General features: G+C 59.6%; 12 protein-coding genes and 1 tRNA gene. 5 read left to right on the top strand and 8 right to left on the bottom strand.

Annotated features, from left to right (window positions below; translation table 11 throughout):
* Positions 1–5: 5 nt before the first annotated feature.
* A complete protein-coding gene (locus ACODTO_RS19115; RefSeq protein WP_489106910.1) occupies positions 6–2,345 on the bottom strand; it encodes a hypothetical protein in 2,340 nt (779 codons plus the stop codon).
* A gap of 265 nt (positions 2,346–2,610) precedes the next feature.
* Here ACODTO_RS19115 and ACODTO_RS19120 point away from each other — a divergent pair, with 265 nt between their 5' ends.
* On the top strand, positions 2,611–2,862 hold the full coding sequence (locus tag ACODTO_RS19120) for a helix-turn-helix transcriptional regulator (RefSeq protein ID WP_047702789.1): 252 nt from the start codon (positions 2,611–2,613) through the stop codon (positions 2,860–2,862).
* Positions 2,862–4,058, top strand: coding sequence for a type II toxin-antitoxin system HipA family toxin (locus tag ACODTO_RS19125; protein ID WP_489106911.1), 1,197 nt, complete (start codon positions 2,862–2,864; stop codon positions 4,056–4,058). Before ACODTO_RS19120 ends, ACODTO_RS19125 begins: the two co-directional genes overlap by 1 nt.
* Before the next feature lie 128 nt (positions 4,059–4,186).
* Here the strand turns inward: ACODTO_RS19125 and ACODTO_RS19130 are convergent.
* The 5 genes from ACODTO_RS19130 to rpsU form a co-directional block, all read right to left on the bottom strand.
* Positions 4,187–4,263: transfer RNA gene (locus ACODTO_RS19130), tRNA-Ile, on the bottom strand.
* Between the two features lie 15 nt (positions 4,264–4,278).
* Positions 4,279–8,022, bottom strand: a complete 3,744-nt coding sequence (locus ACODTO_RS19135) for a bifunctional diguanylate cyclase/phosphodiesterase (RefSeq protein WP_139640619.1) — start codon at positions 8,020–8,022, stop codon at positions 4,279–4,281.
* Between the two features lie 126 nt (positions 8,023–8,148).
* On the bottom strand, positions 8,149–9,996 hold the full coding sequence (gene rpoD, locus ACODTO_RS19140; protein ID WP_139640616.1) for an RNA polymerase sigma factor RpoD: 1,848 nt from the start codon (positions 9,994–9,996) through the stop codon (positions 8,149–8,151).
* Positions 9,997–10,063: 67 nt separating this feature from the next.
* Positions 10,064–12,034, bottom strand: a complete 1,971-nt coding sequence (gene dnaG, locus ACODTO_RS19145; RefSeq protein ID WP_175384779.1) for a DNA primase — start codon at positions 12,032–12,034, stop codon at positions 10,064–10,066.
* A gap of 478 nt (positions 12,035–12,512) precedes the next feature.
* The gene (gene rpsU, locus ACODTO_RS19150; RefSeq protein WP_002551877.1) at positions 12,513–12,728 is read right to left on the bottom strand and encodes a 30S ribosomal protein S21; all 216 of its coding nucleotides are present in this window, start codon (positions 12,726–12,728) and stop codon (positions 12,513–12,515) included.
* Positions 12,729–12,927: 199 nt separating this feature from the next.
* On the opposite strand from rpsU, the gene tsaD reads away from it, so the two are divergent.
* A complete protein-coding gene (gene tsaD / locus ACODTO_RS19155) occupies positions 12,928–13,953 on the top strand; it encodes a tRNA (adenosine(37)-N6)-threonylcarbamoyltransferase complex transferase subunit TsaD (protein WP_139640612.1) in 1,026 nt (341 codons plus the stop codon).
* Between the two features lie 5 nt (positions 13,954–13,958).
* On the opposite strand, the gene plsY is transcribed toward tsaD, so the two are convergent.
* Complete coding sequence (gene plsY, locus ACODTO_RS19160; RefSeq protein ID WP_024777402.1) at positions 13,959–14,528, bottom strand: glycerol-3-phosphate 1-O-acyltransferase PlsY; 570 nt, start codon at positions 14,526–14,528, stop codon at positions 13,959–13,961.
* A 74-nt stretch (positions 14,529–14,602) separates the two neighbouring features.
* Here plsY and folB point away from each other — a divergent pair, with 74 nt between their 5' ends.
* Together folB and folK are read left to right on the top strand one after the other, a co-directional pair.
* The gene (gene folB, locus ACODTO_RS19165; protein ID WP_139640610.1) at positions 14,603–14,956 is read left to right on the top strand and encodes a dihydroneopterin aldolase; all 354 of its coding nucleotides are present in this window, start codon (positions 14,603–14,605) and stop codon (positions 14,954–14,956) included.
* Positions 14,947–15,474, top strand: a complete 528-nt coding sequence (gene folK, locus ACODTO_RS19170) for a 2-amino-4-hydroxy-6-hydroxymethyldihydropteridine diphosphokinase (protein ID WP_139640608.1) — start codon at positions 14,947–14,949, stop codon at positions 15,472–15,474. The genes folB and folK overlap by 10 nt, the downstream gene beginning before the upstream one ends.
* A 117-nt stretch (positions 15,475–15,591) precedes the next feature.
* Here the strand turns inward: folK and ACODTO_RS19175 are convergent, their stop codons facing one another.
* Positions 15,592–16,818, bottom strand: a complete 1,227-nt coding sequence (locus ACODTO_RS19175; RefSeq protein ID WP_175362410.1) for a multifunctional CCA addition/repair protein — start codon at positions 16,816–16,818, stop codon at positions 15,592–15,594.
* Positions 16,819–16,864: the final 46 nt, after the last annotated feature.

A 16,864-nucleotide genomic window follows, 5' to 3' on the forward strand; every position in this document is an offset into this window, starting at 1 on the left:
GCATGTTACAGGCTCCTGTGCTCGAAATAGTGGATGGCAGGTAACGCCAACGCTTGCCAGTACGGCGCCAGATGTAAGTGCGAGGCCCTGAGCCAGAAACCGTCCTGGCAGACCAGCTGTTCAACGGGCAGTTGCAGCAACAGCGCCAATGGCAATGACTGGATAGAACCAGGGTCCTCGTCGTCCTCCGCTTCCCAATCCCGTTCAAAACAGCGTGTGAGCACCTGCTGGTCGTCGAAACCTTCAAACAGCGGACGGTTGCCCAACCATTGCGAATGCACCCGTAGCGTGTGCGCTTGAACATCGAGTAGCAGTAACTGCCAGCCGCGGTAGCTTCCACAAAGCTCTGTCACATCGGTAGCCATGCGGGTCAGCGCGAGATAGCGGCCATCCGGTGACCAGATCATCGAGGGCGCAAGGTCACTCAACGCGCAACCGGATGCGGTCAACAGATGGCCTCCGAGCCGCGGCGTATTCGCATGAACCCAACTGTCGCCATATTCCGTCTCGCTGCCGAACAGCCAGGCGGCATCCTGGTGGGTGGGGGAGGGCTGGATGAAGTCGCCCTCGGCAATGGCAACCTGCGGTCGATCCACCAGGCGCCAAGGGGCAACACGGCATAACTGTGAATCGCTCACCTGCAATTCCACGGTGGTGTAGAACAGACGGGATTGCGCATCGGGATGAAAGAACGAAGGATCGCTACCGACGTTCGGCGCAGGCACATTGAAGCGCTGCAGTGCGTTGCCGTTCAGGTCCTGGTCCAGACGGCCGGTGATCGCCGCCAGGCTCAGCACGCCATCACGGAAATCGAGTAGGCGGGCCACCCACATGGAGGGGCCCTCCAGAAGGCATCGCGCCTTCACGTCGACAACGGCGGCGTGAGTGGCGACTGTCATCGAGTCTGCAAAAGGCAACAGCGCCAGGTAACGGCCGCAGTCGGAGACTCGATGATCCAGTAACCAACGCCCGGGCAACCGCCAGTCACCGATCTGACAGCGATAAGCCCCCAGCCCCTCGTTGTTGTCGCAGAGCCAGATCAGATGCGCGCAAATACCGTCCAGCATCGGCTGCGTCGCTATGAACGACTCACCTCGCCGGCCCTGACTGTCCAATGGCATGACAATGCTCATCCGGGTCAATTGAAACTCGGCGACCTGCACCCGACCTTGGGCGTCATGGCCCGCCTGGATTTCGGTATCGCTGTGGATGCTGTCGAGGCGATAGCCATAGCGGCCAAGGGATGGACGCGGGTAGTCGAGGTACGACTCGATATGCACATGGTGCGCGTCGAGGCCCGACACGTCATGCCAATAAAAAGAGGGTTCGGCCTCACGCTTCACCCACGGCGAAGGCAGTGCCCGCCAGCCCTGATCAACTTGCCACAACCAGTAGAGGTCGCCGCTCGGATGCTCGGTTTGCTCCTGGGCCTGACACACCAGCGCGCGCTGATCGGTGCTCCATACCAATGCTGTGTCGGCAGCCATCAGCAGGGCTGACGGCTGTCCATTGACGCTGATGGCATAACGCGGTGAACGCAATGGTTCCAAAGGCTGGGGCAGATCGCGAAAAGCCGGGGGCAAGACGATGTCACCTATCAGGCATTGTTGTCCGTCAGCGGAGCGCCGTTCGAAGGTGTGCGCAATATTGTCCGGATAACTGCCAGGCTCCAGCCAGAGATCAGCAACGGGCACCAGATTGGCGGCATCGGCGGTTTGCAGCAGTTCATCGATTCGGGTCTGGCGAACACTGTTGTCCACCAACGGGCTATAGCGACCGCTCAGGCTGTTGAGGTCCAGCGTGTCCAGTTCCCAGAACTCACTGTTGTCGCAGCGGTAGACCTGGCGTTGATGACGGTCGAGAACGAGCAGCCCCCAGCTCTGCCGGGACGGCACCGGCGCGGCGAAATAACGCCCATCGCTGGAAAACACCGCTGAGGAACCAAGGCCTTGCAGGAGCACCCCATCGGGAAACAGATAGTCGCAATAGGTCGGCCCGCCCATGGCGATTTCGCCGTGGTTGAACGTCCGGATCGACTCACCCTCCGGAGTCAGTTGTGGCTCGGATCCGCCCCAGGCACTGGGTCCTTTGACAGGGGGCGACACCAGGCCGAGACGTCGCTCCCATTTGCTGACACAGGCGAGCCCGCCGATGATGGCGACGATTGCCACCAGAATCCCCCACCACTCGGGCAGCGCCCTGCCCAGGCTGAAACCCAGGCCAAACACGGCGCCGACCATCAACCGGGCGCAGCCCCGCCCCACTGATAAGGAGCCCAGCCTCGCCGCGATGCCCATCAACAGGCCGAAGAACAGCACCGTTAGCAGTGCCAGCGGGGATGGCATGACCGCGACGAAAAAGGCCGGCACCAGGAGGATGGCGAGTTGCCAGAACAGCTCCAGGAACAGTCGGGGGAGGGTGGGGGTGGCGATGATGGAATCTCGATGAGGAGGTAGGTAAGCGAGGCGGCTACCCTCTCAAAAACAGGAAAGCCGTGCAATGCGTGGTTATACACGCACGTGCTTCCTAATCTTGAAGAAAATTTGTTTTGCCTTACGTGAAAAGTTCTGTATACGTTACATTTATCTCGCATTGTTATGTATACAGAACATGGATTATCCTCTCATCACAGCTCGCCTTGGCGAGCAGCTTAAGCAACGTCGCCTCAATCGTGGGCTGACACAAGCCAGGCTAGCGGGATTAGCTGGTATTACCCGGCAGAAGGTCATCGCAATCGAGAAGGGTGACCTCTCGGTGGGCATGGCTGCTTATGCACGGGTTGTGGCAGCCCTGGACTGCGAACTTTCTGTAATTCCTGCAGTCATGCCCACGCTGGATGAAATCCAAGGAGTGTTTGACTGATGGTTGCCTCATTGCAGGTCACGACGCCAGAAGGCGACAGCGGAAAGATCCTCTGCAGCGCTGGGTACTATCTGTTTCGCTACCATGAGGATGCGGCAGCACAGGCGGCGATCAGCTTGTTGATGCCAGTACGTCTGGATGAGTACCGTCATCGGGACCTGCACCCAATCTTCCAGATGAACTTGCCGGAGGGTTACGTCCTGGAGCAGTTGCGCAATCGCTTGGCTAAAGTGGCAAACGTCGATCCCATGTTGCTGCTGGCCTTGTCTGGCAGCAGCTCGCCTATCGGGCGTGTAGCAATCACCTCTGCGAACGTTGATGCGCTCTTGCGACGTCAAGAGTTTCCCGGAGAAAAGCTGGAGGAAATCCTGGCTTGGGATGGTGCGGAGGACATCTTCGTCGATTTGGTCGATCGTTACATCTTGCGTGCTGGGATATCGGGTGTGCAGCCAAAAGTCCTGGTTCCAGAGCGTCAGGCTAGCGCCACACAGCGTTTCACCTCGAAGACCTCTGATCTGATCATCAAAAGCGGTCGTGATGAATTTCCCGGATTGGCAATCAACGAATTCCTGTGCATGTCCGTGGCCAGAGAAGCGGGAATTCCTGTTCCAGAGTTTTACCTTTCCGATAATGCCAAACTGTTTGTCATGCGCCGTTTTGACCGGGACGAGCAGCTCAATCCCGTGGGTTTTGAGGATATGGCAGTACTGATGGGGCTTCCTGCCGAGCAAAAATATAGCAAGAGCTATTCTGCTATTGCCAAGGCTATACGCCTGTTCTGCCCTTCGGAGCATATAGAAGATTCACTGGCGCAACTATTTGCCATCGTAACCTTGAGCTGTATCGTTGGTAATGGTGACGCCCACCTGAAAAACTTCGGACTGTTGTACTCCGAGCCAACCCAGCGCGACGCACGCTTGGCTCCGGCCTACGATATTGTTAATACAACGGCGTACATTCCTGCGGACGTTTTGGCACTTGATCTGGTTGGAAACAAGTCCTTATTTGCTTCCCGACAAGGCGTGCTGGACTTCGCTCAGGTATGTGACATCGCCGAGCCGGAAACGATAATCCGCAATCAATTACAGGCATTGGAGCGTGTGCTGGCCCGCTCGACTGAGCTTTGTGAGCAGGCGCCTGATGTGGTGGCTGCGATCCGCCGCTGTGCTGAGCCTTTTATGAAAACCTTTGGCTGATTTTGTCTATGGGGATGTCCAAATTAAATTGGACGGACCTTAGACGGAACTGCGTTTTGCAAGGTGAGGAGATGGCGATTTTCAGCTATCTGAAACGATGAAAGCCGCGCAATGCGCGGCTTTCAAGTTGGTGGGCCCACACGGACTCGAACCGTGGACCAAAGGATTATGAGTCCTCTGCTCTAACCGACTGAGCTATAGGCCCTCAGTAGGCCGCGGATTATAGCGACGGTTTCTCAGCTGTGCTATCCGAAAAATCCGATACGGTCATACGCAGAAACGTCGCGGCGAATTCGTCGGCGCCCAGGGGCAGGCTGACAATATAGCCCTGGATCTGTTCGCAGCCTTCTTCGGCCAGGAATTGCTGCTGGGCCAGGGTTTCGACGCCCTCGGCGATGATGGTGAATTGCATGCTGCGGCCCAGGGCAATGATTGCCCGCACGATAGCTGCATCGTGGGGGTCGTCGGGCAGGCCGCGGACGAAGGATTGGTCGATCTTGAGAATGTCCAGCGGCAGGCGCTTGAGGTAGCTCAGGGAGGAGTAGCCGGTGCCGAAGTCGTCGATGGCCAGTTGGACACCGAGCTTCTTGAGTTGATGCAGCACCGTCAGGGCTTCTTCGGCCTGGCTCATGATGAAGTTTTCGGTAATTTCCAGTTGCAGTAAACCGGGCTTCAGGTGGTTCTCTCTCAGGAGTTGTTCGATACGTATCAGCAGGTTCGGTTGGCGCAGTTGCGCTCCGGCCAGGTTGACCGACAGTGGGCCGAGGCTTTCGTAGGCACTGTTCCACTCGTACAGCTGTCGGCAGGCGCGCTCCAGGACCCAGTCGCCGATCTGCAGGATCATGCCGTTTTCTTCCGCCAGGGGAATGAAGTGTTCCGGTGGCACCTCGCCAAACGTCGGGTGGGTCCAACGAACCAAGGCTTCGGCGCCCACCAGTCGGTTATCGGCGAGGCTGATTTTCGGTTGGAAGGACAGTGACAGCTCGTTACGTTCAATTGCCCTGCGCAGTTCGTACTCCATGGCCACGCGCTCGCTGGCCTGGGCGGTGAGGTCGCGGGTGTAGCTTTCCACGCGGTTGCGGCCCTTGGCCTTGGAGCGGTACATCGCGGCATCGGCGTTCTTGACCAGTGTGGCGACGTCGCAGCCATCCTGGGGGTAGAGGCTGGTGCCGATGCTGGCGCTGATGAAGAACTCGTGTTCGCCGGCCTGAAACGGCGCGGCGAAACAGTTCAGCAGCTTCAGGGCTATATGCTCGGCATCGCTGGGCTGCTGCAGGCCCGGCAGCAGGATGATGAACTCGTCACCGCCCAGCCGCGCCACGGTATCGATATCACGCAGTTGCTCCCGCAGGCGCACGGCGATGCCCTTGAGCAGCAGGTCGCCGACCGGATGTCCCAGGCTGTCGTTGATGTGCTTGAAGCGGTCAAGGTCCAGGAACAGCACCGCGCCCTGCCCACCGTTTTCCTGCTGGTTGTTGAGGGCCGTCAGCAAGCGGCTTTCGAACAGCGTGCGGTTGGGCAGACCAGTGAGCGGGTCGTGGTGAGCCTGGTAGTCGAGCTTGGCCTGGGCGTGTTTGAGGCTGGAGATATCGGCGAAGACGGCGACGAAATGGGTGACCTGCTGATCACGATTGCGCACCGCGCTGATGGTCAGCCAACTGGGGTACAGCTCGCCGTTCTTGCGGCGATTGGAGATCTCTCCCTGCCAATGTCCCTCTGCCGTCAACTGGTGCCACATCGCGGCGTAGAATGCGCTGTCGTGCAAGCCGGAGGCCAGCAGCCGTGGCGTATGGCCCAAGGCTTCGGTTTCGCTATAGCCGGTGATTTCACTGAAGGCGCGGTTCACGGCGCTGATGTGCTGTTGTGTATCGGTGATCAGAACGCCTTCGGCCGTGCTTTCGAACACGGTGGCGGCCTGTTGCAGTTTTTCCTGCATCAGATGGCGTTCGGTGATGTCTCGGGCGATGGTCAGCATGCAGTCTTCATTGCCGATGGGTAACGGGCGGCTGGAGACTTCGCAGAGTCGTATCTGCCCGTCGTTGCGCCGGATATGGCAGCTGAAGTCCTTGACGTAGCCGTCACGCTGCAGCAGGTCGAGCATCTGCTTACGCTCGTTGAGGTTGACCCAGATCCCCAGGTCCAGGGTGGAGCGGTCCACCGACAGGGCGCTGTTGAATCCGGTAATGCGGCTGAAGCCTTCATTGACCTCAATCAGCAGGCCGTCGCTTTGTCGGGACAACAGCAAGCCGTCAGGCGAAGCGTGGAACGCCTTGGCGAACTTCTCTTCGGAGGTTTGCAGTTGTTGTTGGGTTTTCTTGAGTTGACTGATGTCCCGCACCACTACGACCAGGGCTGGCGTGGTGTCGAGGTCGAAGGGTTCGGCGGATATCAGCCCGGTGAACACTTGGCCGTTGCTGCGGCGAAAAGGCATCTCCAGGTTGCGGATACTCCCCGCCTGCAAGCGCTGCAGCAGGCTCGGGCCAACGCCCTGGATACCCCAGATGTTCAGCTCGGTCGCGGTTTGGCCCACCACCTCGTCGGCGCTCAGGCCAATCTGCTCTTCGAAGGTTTTGTTGACCTCCAGCAAGCAGCCGTCCAGCAGGCGCGCAATCACCAGAATGTCTGGGCACTGACGGAACACCGAGGCGAATTTCTGCTCGGAGAGTCGCAGCGCTTCCTCGGTGCGCTTGGCTTCGCTGATGTCGATCATCAGCCCGCGCATCACCGGCTCGTGGCCATGTTCGATCAGGCTGACAATGTCGCGTACCCACAGGCAGCGGCCATCGGCGGTGATGACCCGGTAATCGATGCAATGGTCGCGTCCGGCGAGCACTTCATTATCGCAGTAGGTCTGGGCGCGGATCAGATCGGCCGGATGAATGATGTTGCGCCAGAAGCCTGGGATCAGCCAATGGGAGAGGGGATAGCCGAGCAAGTCTTCGGCGTGGGGCGACACATAGGTATAGGTGAAGTCGCTGACCTTGGCTTCCCAGGCGATCGCCGAGAGGCTTTCCACCAGTCCGCGATAGTGGTATTCGCTGCTGCGCAGTTCCTGCTCCAGGTCGACTCGACGGGTGATCTCCGAACTGAGGCGGCGGTTGACACGAATCACTGCCACCAGGATAGCCATCAAGAGCAGCATCCCGGGTAGGCCATAAAGCAGCAGGTCGGACCAGAGCTGTCGGTGGTCGCGGACATTGCCGACCCACTTCTCCTGGATTTCAGTGACCTCGGCCGGGCTCATGTCGGCGATGACCTTGTCCAGGATGCCCACCAGTATTTTGTTCTCGCGAGGGACGGCCATTGCCAACTGGTAGCGATACGGCGTTTCCCCGCTGACGTACAGGCCTTCGAGTTTGAGCTGGCGCAGACTCCAGACACTGGAGGCAAGGTCGCCTACCACGGCATCCACTTCATCGGTCGCCAGGGCTTGCAGGGCTGAACTGACGTTGGGCAGCGCCACCAGATTCAGGTCGGGGTGATGATTGCGCAGCAGTTCATGGGGCGCATAGTTCTCCACCACAGCAATTTTCAACCCGTACAGGTCCTTGAGATTGTGAGGCTGGGCTCCGCCTCGATGGGCCAGGATGACAATCGGAAAGTCCAGGTAAGGGCGCGTAAATGCCAGGAAGTTCTGGCGTTCGGGAGTGGACATGATGCCCGGCAGCAGATCGATCTTGCCTTGTGCGACCTGTTCCAGCAGGGCAGTCCAACTGGCAGGTTCGACGGGCGTGAGCGTGACAGCCAGTCGCTCACGGATGACCTCGACGTAATCGGCGGCCAGGCCTTGATAGCGGCCTTGGTCGTCACGAAATTCAAACGGAGGCCATGAGGCATCGACGCCCAGACGCAGGTCGGGGTGGTCCTTGAGCCAGCGGCGCTCTTCGTCAGTGAGCATCAATGCGCCAGCCGTTGCGGTCCAGGTCATCAGTGACAGCAGGAGCAGGGCCGTCAGTCTGGGCATCACGGTCTCGTTATGGCATAGGGAGGATGTTTCGAGTGTAGACGGGCAATGGGGCGGGGGGGATGTAGCGAAGGGGATTTTATCTGCATATGGCAAAACCCCCGGCAGGGCCGGGGGTTTTGAAGGTCACTCGTCGAGGAAGGAGCGCAGATGCTCGCTTCGTGTCGGGTGGCGCAGTTTGCGCAACGCCTTGGCTTCGATCTGACGAATCCGCTCGCGCGTCACGTCAAACTGCTTACCGACTTCCTCGAGGGTGTGGTCGGTATTCATATCGATGCCGAAACGCATGCGCAGTACCTTGGCTTCACGGGCTGTGAGGCCGGAGAGTACTTCACGGGTCGCTTCCTTGAGGCTCTCGACGGTGGCGACATCGATCGGCGACTGCATCGTGGAGTCTTCGATGAAGTCACCCAGATGGGAGTCTTCATCATCACCGATCGGCGTTTCCATGGAGATCGGCTCTTTGGCGATCTTCAATACCTTGCGGATCTTGTCCTCAGGCATTTCCATGCGTTCGCCCAGCTCTTCCGGAGTCGGTTCGCGACCCATTTCCTGCAACATCTGCCGGGAAATACGGTTGAGCTTGTTGATGGTCTCGATCATGTGCACCGGGATACGGATGGTGCGGGCCTGGTCGGCGATCGAACGGGTGATCGCCTGGCGGATCCACCAGGTGGCATAGGTCGAGAACTTATAGCCGCGACGGTATTCGAACTTGTCCACCGCTTTCATCAGGCCGATGTTGCCTTCCTGGATCAGGTCGAGGAATTGCAGGCCGCGGTTGGTGTACTTCTTGGCAATCGAGATCACCAGACGCAAGTTCGCTTCGACCATCTCTTTCTTCGCGCGGCGGGCCTTGGCCTCACCGATCGACATGCGACGGTTGATGTCCTTGATCTCGGCGATGCTCAGGCCCGTTTCGGTCTCCAGCGCGCTCAGCTTCTGCTGGCAACGAACGATGTCCGGTTGCAGGCGGGCAATGGCTTCGGCGTATTTGGTCTTGCCTTTGGCCAATGCATCGGTCCAGCTTTCGTCGACTTCGTTACCGGGGAACTGACGCAGGAAGTCGGCACGTGGCATGCGGGCATCACGCACGCACAGTTGCATGATCGCGCGCTCTTGCTGACGCAGACGATCCAGGGCGCTGCGAACGCGCTCGACCAGGCCTTCGAATTGCTTGGGCACCAGCTTGATCGGCATGAACAACTCGGCCAGGGCCAACAGCTCGGCAATCGCCTGCTTGTTGTCGCGACCGTGCTTTTTCAGCGCCTTGCGGGTGATTTCCATCTGCTCGGCTACAGCGCCGAAGCGCTGTGCGGCGACGATCGGATCAGGGCCGCTTTCGGCTTCTTCTTCGTCATCGCTGGCTTCTGCGTCGTCGTCATCGCTGTCGTCGTCGGCCTTCTCGGCTTTGGCGTCGATTGGCGGCGGCACTTCGGCGGCAGGCGGCGTGGTGCCGTCGTCCGGGTCGATGTAGCCACTCAGGACGTCGGACAGGCGGCCACCCTCGGTGGTGACGCGAGTGTACTCGGAGAGAATATGGTCGACCGTGCCAGGGAAGTGCGCGATTGCGCCCATCACTTCACGGATGCCTTCTTCAATACGCTTGGCGATTTCGATTTCGCCTTCACGCGTGAGAAGCTCTACCGTACCCATTTCACGCATGTACATGCGCACAGGGTCGGTGGTGCGACCAATGTCGGTCTCGACAGCCGCCAGCGCTGCGGCCGCTTCTTCAGCGGCCGCCTCGTCGGTATCGGCGTCGGCCAGCATAAGGGCATCCTTATCTGGCGCAACCTCGAATACGTTGATCCCCATGTCGTTGATCATGCGGATGATGTCTTCCACCTGTTCCGGATCTGAAATATCCTCCGGCAGGTGGTCGTTGACCTCCGCGTAAGTCAGGTAGCCCTGCTCACGACCCAATAGGATCAACTCTTTGATACGAGACTGCTGTTGCGCTTTTCCGGACATAACACCCTATCCACTGAAGGTCTTGGCGGGCAAAAAACAAGCCGAGGATTATACCTGAGCTGTGACCTCACGCGCCAGTTGAGGTCGGGTTTGATGTGGAGACATTGCGTTTTAATAGTTCACGCATCTCATTTGCTATCTGGCTGGCGTCCTCCGCGGTCAGCCCCGGCTGTCTTGCTTTCCTGATGAGGTCTTCCAGGTTCTGTGCGTGTTGACCCGCGGATAACCTAGTAATGGTGTCTAAAAACTGTTGTTCAAGATTGTCATTTGCAATCAACCACTCTTTTTCTGCTAACGCCTTAAGCAGGCGCCCCTGATCGGTTCCGTGCCAGCGAGCCATGAGCTGAATGGAGCTTAGCTTAGGATTTTTCTGCACGGCCTCGACCAGTGCCACCAGTAGCTGGGCATAGGTATTGCTCTCATTTGCGAAATGATCAGCAGTTTCGACCTTGCTAGCCATCTGCGGGTGATGAATGAGCGTGCGAAGAGCAATCAGAGTTGGTGCTTCGACGCCTACCGGCACGCGTGGGGCACGTGGTTGGTCGCGATCGCCGCGCTTGCCGTTCTTGTCCCAGGGTTTCTTGTCCCATTTCTTGCCGCCGCTACCGGCTTTTTTCGGTGTCCATTCCTGCTGCGGCCCATAGTCCTGCTGCGGATGATGGTAGTCGGCGAAATCCGGCATCGCGTCGTAGTCGATGCCCGGGTCGTACGCCGGTGGTGCCTCCGCAGGGGTGCTATGGGCCAGTTGGCTGACCGCTTCGCTGTTGAGCCCGGTGATTTCGGTCAGGCGCTGGCGCATCAGTGTGCGCAGGTTGGCGCCGGGTACCTTGTCGATCAGCGGTGCCGCGAGGGTGACCATGTGGGCCTTGCCTTCGAGGGAGCGCGGGTCGGCCTCTTCGGTCAACTGCTGGAAAAAATAATCGGCCAATGGCTGCGCATGTTGATTGATCCGCGCGCGGAACGCATCGGTGCCTTCTGAGCGCACCAGGGTATCCGGGTCCTCGCCTTCCGGCAGGAACAGAAAGCGTGCCCGTCGGCCATCCTGCAGGCATGGCAGCGTGGCTTCCAGTGCGCGCCAGGCGGCATTGCGGCCGGCCTGGTCGCCGTCGAAACAGAACAGCACACTGGGCACGACACGGAAAAGCCGCTTCATGTGCTCTTCGCTGGTGGCCGTGCCCAGCGTCGCAACGGCGTTGCGCAGGCCCTGTTGGGCGAGAGCAATGACGTCCATGTAACCTTCGACGACGATGATTTCGTCGAGGTTGCGGTTGTTCTTGCGGGCTTCGTACAAGCCGTACAGTTCTTGGCCCTTATGGAACACCGGTGTTTCCGGTGAATTCAAATACTTGGGCTTGTCGTCGCCCAATACCCGGCCGCCGAAGGCAATGATTCGCCCGCGCGTATCACGGATCGGGAACATTACCCGGTCGCGGAAGCGGTCATAGCGCTTGCCGGTTTCGGCGTTCTCGATCAGTAGGCCGGCGTCGATCATGGCGCGCTGCTGCAGCGTGTCGCTGCTCAAGTGCTTGTACAGATTGTCCCAGCCCGGCGGGGCGAAGCCGAGGCCGAAGTCCCGGGCGATTTCGCCGGTCAGGCCGCGGCCCTTGAGGTAATCCACCGCGGCCTTGCGGGCCGGATGGCTTTTCAGGGCCTGGCGATAAAAATCAGCCGCCGCGGTCAGCAGCGGATAGAGCGGCGAGTCGGTGGGTTGGCGCGGCTTGTGCGCCCGACCGCTTTCCTCGCGAGGAATTTCCATGCCGGCGGCTTTGGCCAGTTCTTCGACGGCCTGGGGGAAATCCAGGTTGTCGTGGTCCATGATGAAACCGAGGGCATTGCCGCCAGCGCCACAGCCAAAGCAGTAATAGAACTGCTTGTCGGGGCTGACGCTGAAGGAGGGGGTTTTTTCCTTGTGGAACGGACAGCAGGCGGTGTAGTTCTTGCCGGCCTTTTTCATTTGCAAGCGAGAGCTGACCACATCGACGATGTCGGTGCGGTTCAGGAGGTCGTCAATAAAGCTCTGGGGAATCAGCCCGGCCATGGCGTTCTCATCATCACTGCGCGAAATAGGGGCCCGGAATCAGCAGGCGTAACCGGGTCCTGGTTTTGAGACACTGTAAACGGTGGCTCGACCGGGTTGTCTGCATCATTGCTGTCGGGAAGTGTATCTGCCGATAATCCACTGACGTTAATTACCATCAGTATTCGACTGTTTGAATATGTTGCGCTGAATCCGGTAACGGCCGGTCAGGCCTCGGATAGCTCATCGAGCGGGCACGCAAGCAGGTGCCATGGGCTGATCGTCGTTAGAGGAATCAGGGTGTGCTCGTCAGTAGCCTTGGAAGGCTCGTCAGAAGAGACGTGCACCGCTGGCAAAAGAGCCAGGTCTGACGTGATGAAGCAGTTGTCTCGGTCGCGTCTGCGGCTTTGACAGTGAAGCATCAAGCGTTATTCCGCAAATGCCATAAGCCCGGCTTGAAGGCCGGGCTTGGCAGAAGCTTGCTACGAACGTCTGTGTATTAGTACAGACGTACGGCGCGGCGCTGTTCGCGCTGAACTTTCTTGGCGTGACGCTTAACAGCGGCTGCTGCTTTGCGCTTACGCTCGGAAGTCGGCTTCTCGTAGAATTCGCGGCTACGAACTTCAGCCAGAACACCGGCTTTTTCGCAGGAGCGCTTGAAACGACGCAGAGCTACGTCGAAGGGTTCGTTCTCTTTTACTTTGACGGCTGGCATCCAGAGCTACCTTCATTCATTACCGGGGTCAACATCCTCGCGGCAAAAGAGCACTTGAAGACGTCGGTTTTTAAGGGTTGCGGATGTTAACCCCTCAACGCCAGGAATGCAAAGCCTCTGATCGAAAACCGCTGGTCGGGGCACAACGTGGCGACTATTATGCGCGCCTTCGAATTCAGCCTCCACAAGGCGCAAACCCATGCTAGTACTGGGATTAGAAACTTCCTGCGACGAAACCGGCGTCGCGCTTTACGACAGTGAACGCGGCCTGCTGGCCGATGCGCTGTTCAGTCAGATCGACCTGCACCGCGCCTACGGCGGCGTGGTGCCCGAGCTTGCGTCCCGCGATCACGTCAAGCGCATGCTGCCCCTGATACGTCAGGTCCTAGCCGAAGCCGACTGTGTGCCGACCGAGATCGATGCCGTTGCCTACACCGCCGGGCCGGGCCTGGTGGGGGCGTTGTTGGTCGGGGCTTCCTGTGCCCAGGCGTTGGCTTTTGCCTGGGGCATACCCGCCTTGGGCGTGCATCACATGGAAGGCCATCTGCTGGCGCCCATGCTGGAGCCGCAGCCGCCGGAGTTTCCGTTCGTCGCTTTGTTGGTTTCCGGCGGCCATACGCAACTGGTCCGGGTCGACGGTATCGGTCAATACGCGCTGATGGGGGAAAGCCTGGACGACGCGGCTGGCGAAGCTTTTGACAAAACCGCAAAGATGATGGGCCTCAATTATCCGGGTGGACCGGAAATCGCACGGCTAGCGACTCAAGGGGTTGAGGGGCGCTTCCTGTTTCCCCGGCCGATGTGCGACCGCCCGGGGCTGGATTTCAGTTTCAGTGGCTTGAAGACCTTCGCCCTGAACACCTGGCAACAGTGCGTCAGCGCCGGGGGCGACCATGAGCAAGCCCGTTGCGACATCTCGCTGGCGTTCCAGCAGGCCGTGGTGGAGACTTTGACCATCAAATGCAAGCGCGCCTTGAAACAGGCCGGGCTCAAGCGCCTGGTCATCGCCGGCGGCGTGAGCGCGAACAAGGCCCTGCGGGTGTCGCTGGAAAAAATGCTTGGCGACATGAAAGGCGATGTTTATTACGCCCGGCCGCAATTCTGCACCGATAACGGCGCGATGATCGCCTTTGCCGGCTGTCAGCGCCTGCAGGCCGGCCAACAGGAAAGCCTGGCGATCAGTGTGCAGGCGCGCTGGCCCATGGAGCAGCTGTCGCCGTTGTGAAGTATTTAAAAATGCCGTTCGCGCCCGGCGAACAGGTCGCGTAGATTGCCCCGGTGACGCCAGACGATCAGCGCCACCAGTGCGGTCATTGGCAGCAAGGCCTCGGGTTCCTGCCAGGCCAGCAACGGCAGGGTCAGCGGAGTGGCGATCAGTGCAGCCAATGAGCTGGTGCGGGTCAGGTAGAACATCAGCAGCCAGGCCGAGACGGCCAGCAGTGCGGCGGGCGGATACAGGCCCAGCAGCATGCCGGCGGCGGTGGCGACACCCTTGCCGCCCCGAAAGCGGAAGTACAGCGGGAACAGATGACCGATGACCGCGCAGACACCGATCCAGGCCTGTTGCTGCAAGGAAAGCCCTGCAAGGCTGGCGATCAGGACTGGCACAAGGCCTTTGCAGAGGTCGCCAAGCAAGGTCAGGACGGCGAGTTTGCGTCCGGCCAGGCGCAGCATGTTGGTGGCGCCGGCATTGCCTGAACCACTCATTCGCGGGTCGGGGTGACCCGTCAGGCGGCTGAGCACAATGGCGAAGGACAGCGAGCCGAGCAGGTAGGCGAGGATCGCCAGTAACCAAAACATGCTAACTATTCCGGGCGAGGATGCCCTGATTCTAACGGCGCATTGCGCCCTTGTCGTGCTGCGGAGAAGAGTGCTTGGACAGAGTGTTTATCGAGGGCCTGGAAGTCGACACGGTAATCGGTGCCTACGACTGGGAGCGAGACATCCGACAGTGCCTGCGGCTGGATCTGCGTTTCGCTTGGGATAATCGCCCGGCCGCTGCAGGCGATGACCTGAGTCTGGCGCTCGACTACGCCAGTGTCACATCGCGCATCCAGGCATTTGCCGAGCAGGCCCGGTTCGAGTTGGTCGAGACTTTCGCCGAGCGGCTGGCCCAGGAACTGATGGATGAGTTCAAGATTACCTGGTTGCGTCTGAAAGTAACCAAGCCTGGCGCGGTTCCGGCGGCCAGCGGAGTGGGTGTGGAGATCGAGCGCGGATGTCGCTGACACAGGTTTTTCTCGGGCTCGGCAGCAATATCGAGCGCGAAACCCATTTGTGCGCGGGGCTTGAAGCCCTTGCGGCGTTTCTGGTGGACATGCGCTGTTCGGCGGTGTTCGAGAGCCAGCCGGTGGGCATCAAGAGTGGGCCTTTCTTCAATTTCGTCGTGTCGGCCTTCACGGACCTGCCGTTGATGGAGCTGGATCGTCGTCTCAAGTGCATCGAGGCGGACAATGGTCGTTATGCACCGGACCGCAAGGGGCTGCCGCTGGACATCGACGTGTTGTTGTATGGCGAGCAGGTCGGCAATTTCGATGGTCTGATTCTGCCGCGAGCGGAAATTCTGAAAAATGCCTTTGTCTTGTGGCCATTGTCGTTGATTGCGCCGGATCGCGTTCACCCAAGCGTAGGTAAAAGTTTTGCCACGTTGTGGGACGAATCGCAGATTGATCAGGTCCTGGCGCCGGTGGCTTTTGAATGGCGGGGCGAGCAGCTGACGTCTTCGGACCTGTTGCGAATTTCCTGACGCCATCGCGAGCAGGCTCGCTCCCACAGAGGTATCCGATACCGACACTGTGGGGGCGAGCCTGCTCGCGATGGCGGTCACTCGTCCGTTGAATGTGCAAGCGGGCATGAAGCCCTGTCAGTTCGCTCCCTCCTTGTACGCTTTCAAAGCCCTGAGCCGCTCGCGCTTGATCGCCTCCCCCAGTTCAGGCCCTTTGAAGCCTTTCTCCAGCAATGGCTGCACCGCCACCCCGCGCGCCACCGCTGCCGCGCCGCGCAGATAATCCGCTTGTGGATAACTTCGATTTTCCAAGCCTTTACGGCCTCGGGCATCCATTTCGCAGGCTGCGATAAACTCTTCGAAGCGCTGGGGGCGGCGGTACACATCAAAGCTTTGTAGCAATTCGAGCAAGGTGGACGCTTTCAATTCGAGCGCACGATGGCCATGGGTGTGATATTGCCCAACCAATAGCGCCAATTCCTGGCAGTCCCGTGGCACCTTGAAGCGTTCGTTAACCGCCTTGATCGGTTTCAATCCCTTGTGCTCATGGGCGATGTGTCGCGGCCAATCCTGCTCGGGTGTCAGGGCTTTGCCGAGATCATGCAACAGGCAGGCCCAGCGGACTGTCAGCGGTTGTTGATGCAGGGCGGCCTGTTCCAGCACGCTCAGGGTGTGTACGCCGGTATCGATTTCCGGGTGATGGGCTTCGGGTTGCGGCACGCCGAATAGCGCATCGACCTCAGGCATCAGGACCTTCAGGGCATCGCAGTCGCGGAGGACCTGGATGAACACCTGTGGCTGGTTTTCCATGAGGGCGCGGGAAATTTCCTTCCAGCTGCGCTCGGCGGTCAAGGCTTCCAGTTCGCCAGAATCGCTGAGCCGGCGCATCAGCTCCAGAGTCTCGTCCGCAACCTTGAAACCCAGCGGAGCATAACGGGCGGCAAAGCGGGCAACCCGCAGGACTCGGAGCGGATCTTCGGCAAACGCCGGAGAAACGTGGCGCAGCAGGCGGGCTTCGAGGTCGCGCTGGCCGTGGTAGGGGTCGGTGAGGTTGCCATGATCATCTTCCGCCATGGCATTGATCGTCAGGTCCCTGCGAACCAGGTCTTCCTCAAGGGTGACTTCAGGGCTGGCATGAAACACGAAGCCGCCGTAACCCCGGCCGCTTTTGCGTTCCGTGCGGGCGAGGGCGTATTCCTCGCCCGTGCGCGGGTCGAGAAACACGGGAAAGTCAGCACCCACGGGGCGAAACCCTTTGGCGAGCATTTCCTCGGCGGTGGCGCCCACCACGACCCGGTCGATGTCGGCGACGGGGATGCCCAGCAAGCGATCGCGAACGGCGCCGCCGACTTTATAGATCTGCATAAAAAACCTCCGTTGATCCGACAGGATAACCTTTGCGTCGGGCCAA

It is taken from the genome of Pseudomonas sp. FG13 (assembly GCF_057809755.1).

What these genes read in the sequence shown, in the direction of transcription:
- ACODTO_RS19115 (WP_489106910.1), bottom strand. Translation starts at nt 2,345, where the DNA reads ATGCCATCCCCGCTGGCACTGCTAACGGTGCTGTTCTTCGGCCTGTTG.
- ACODTO_RS19120 (WP_047702789.1), top strand. Translation starts at nt 2,611, where the DNA reads ATGGATTATCCTCTCATCACAGCTCGCCTTGGCGAGCAGCTTAAGCAA.
- ACODTO_RS19125 (WP_489106911.1), top strand. Translation starts at nt 2,862, where the DNA reads ATGGTTGCCTCATTGCAGGTCACGACGCCAGAAGGCGACAGCGGAAAG.
- ACODTO_RS19135 (WP_139640619.1), bottom strand. Translation starts at nt 8,022, where the DNA reads ATGCCCAGACTGACGGCCCTGCTCCTGCTGTCACTGATGACCTGGACC.
- rpoD (WP_139640616.1), bottom strand. Translation starts at nt 9,996, where the DNA reads ATGTCCGGAAAAGCGCAACAGCAGTCTCGTATCAAAGAGTTGATCCTA.
- dnaG (WP_175384779.1), bottom strand. Translation starts at nt 12,034, where the DNA reads ATGGCCGGGCTGATTCCCCAGAGCTTTATTGACGACCTCCTGAACCGC.
- rpsU (WP_002551877.1), bottom strand. Translation starts at nt 12,728, where the DNA reads ATGCCAGCCGTCAAAGTAAAAGAGAACGAACCCTTCGACGTAGCTCTG.
- tsaD (WP_139640612.1), top strand. Translation starts at nt 12,928, where the DNA reads ATGCTAGTACTGGGATTAGAAACTTCCTGCGACGAAACCGGCGTCGCG.
- plsY (WP_024777402.1), bottom strand. Translation starts at nt 14,528, where the DNA reads ATGTTTTGGTTACTGGCGATCCTCGCCTACCTGCTCGGCTCGCTGTCC.
- folK (WP_139640608.1), top strand. Translation starts at nt 14,947, where the DNA reads ATGTCGCTGACACAGGTTTTTCTCGGGCTCGGCAGCAATATCGAGCGC.
- ACODTO_RS19175 (WP_175362410.1), bottom strand. Translation starts at nt 16,818, where the DNA reads ATGCAGATCTATAAAGTCGGCGGCGCCGTTCGCGATCGCTTGCTGGGC.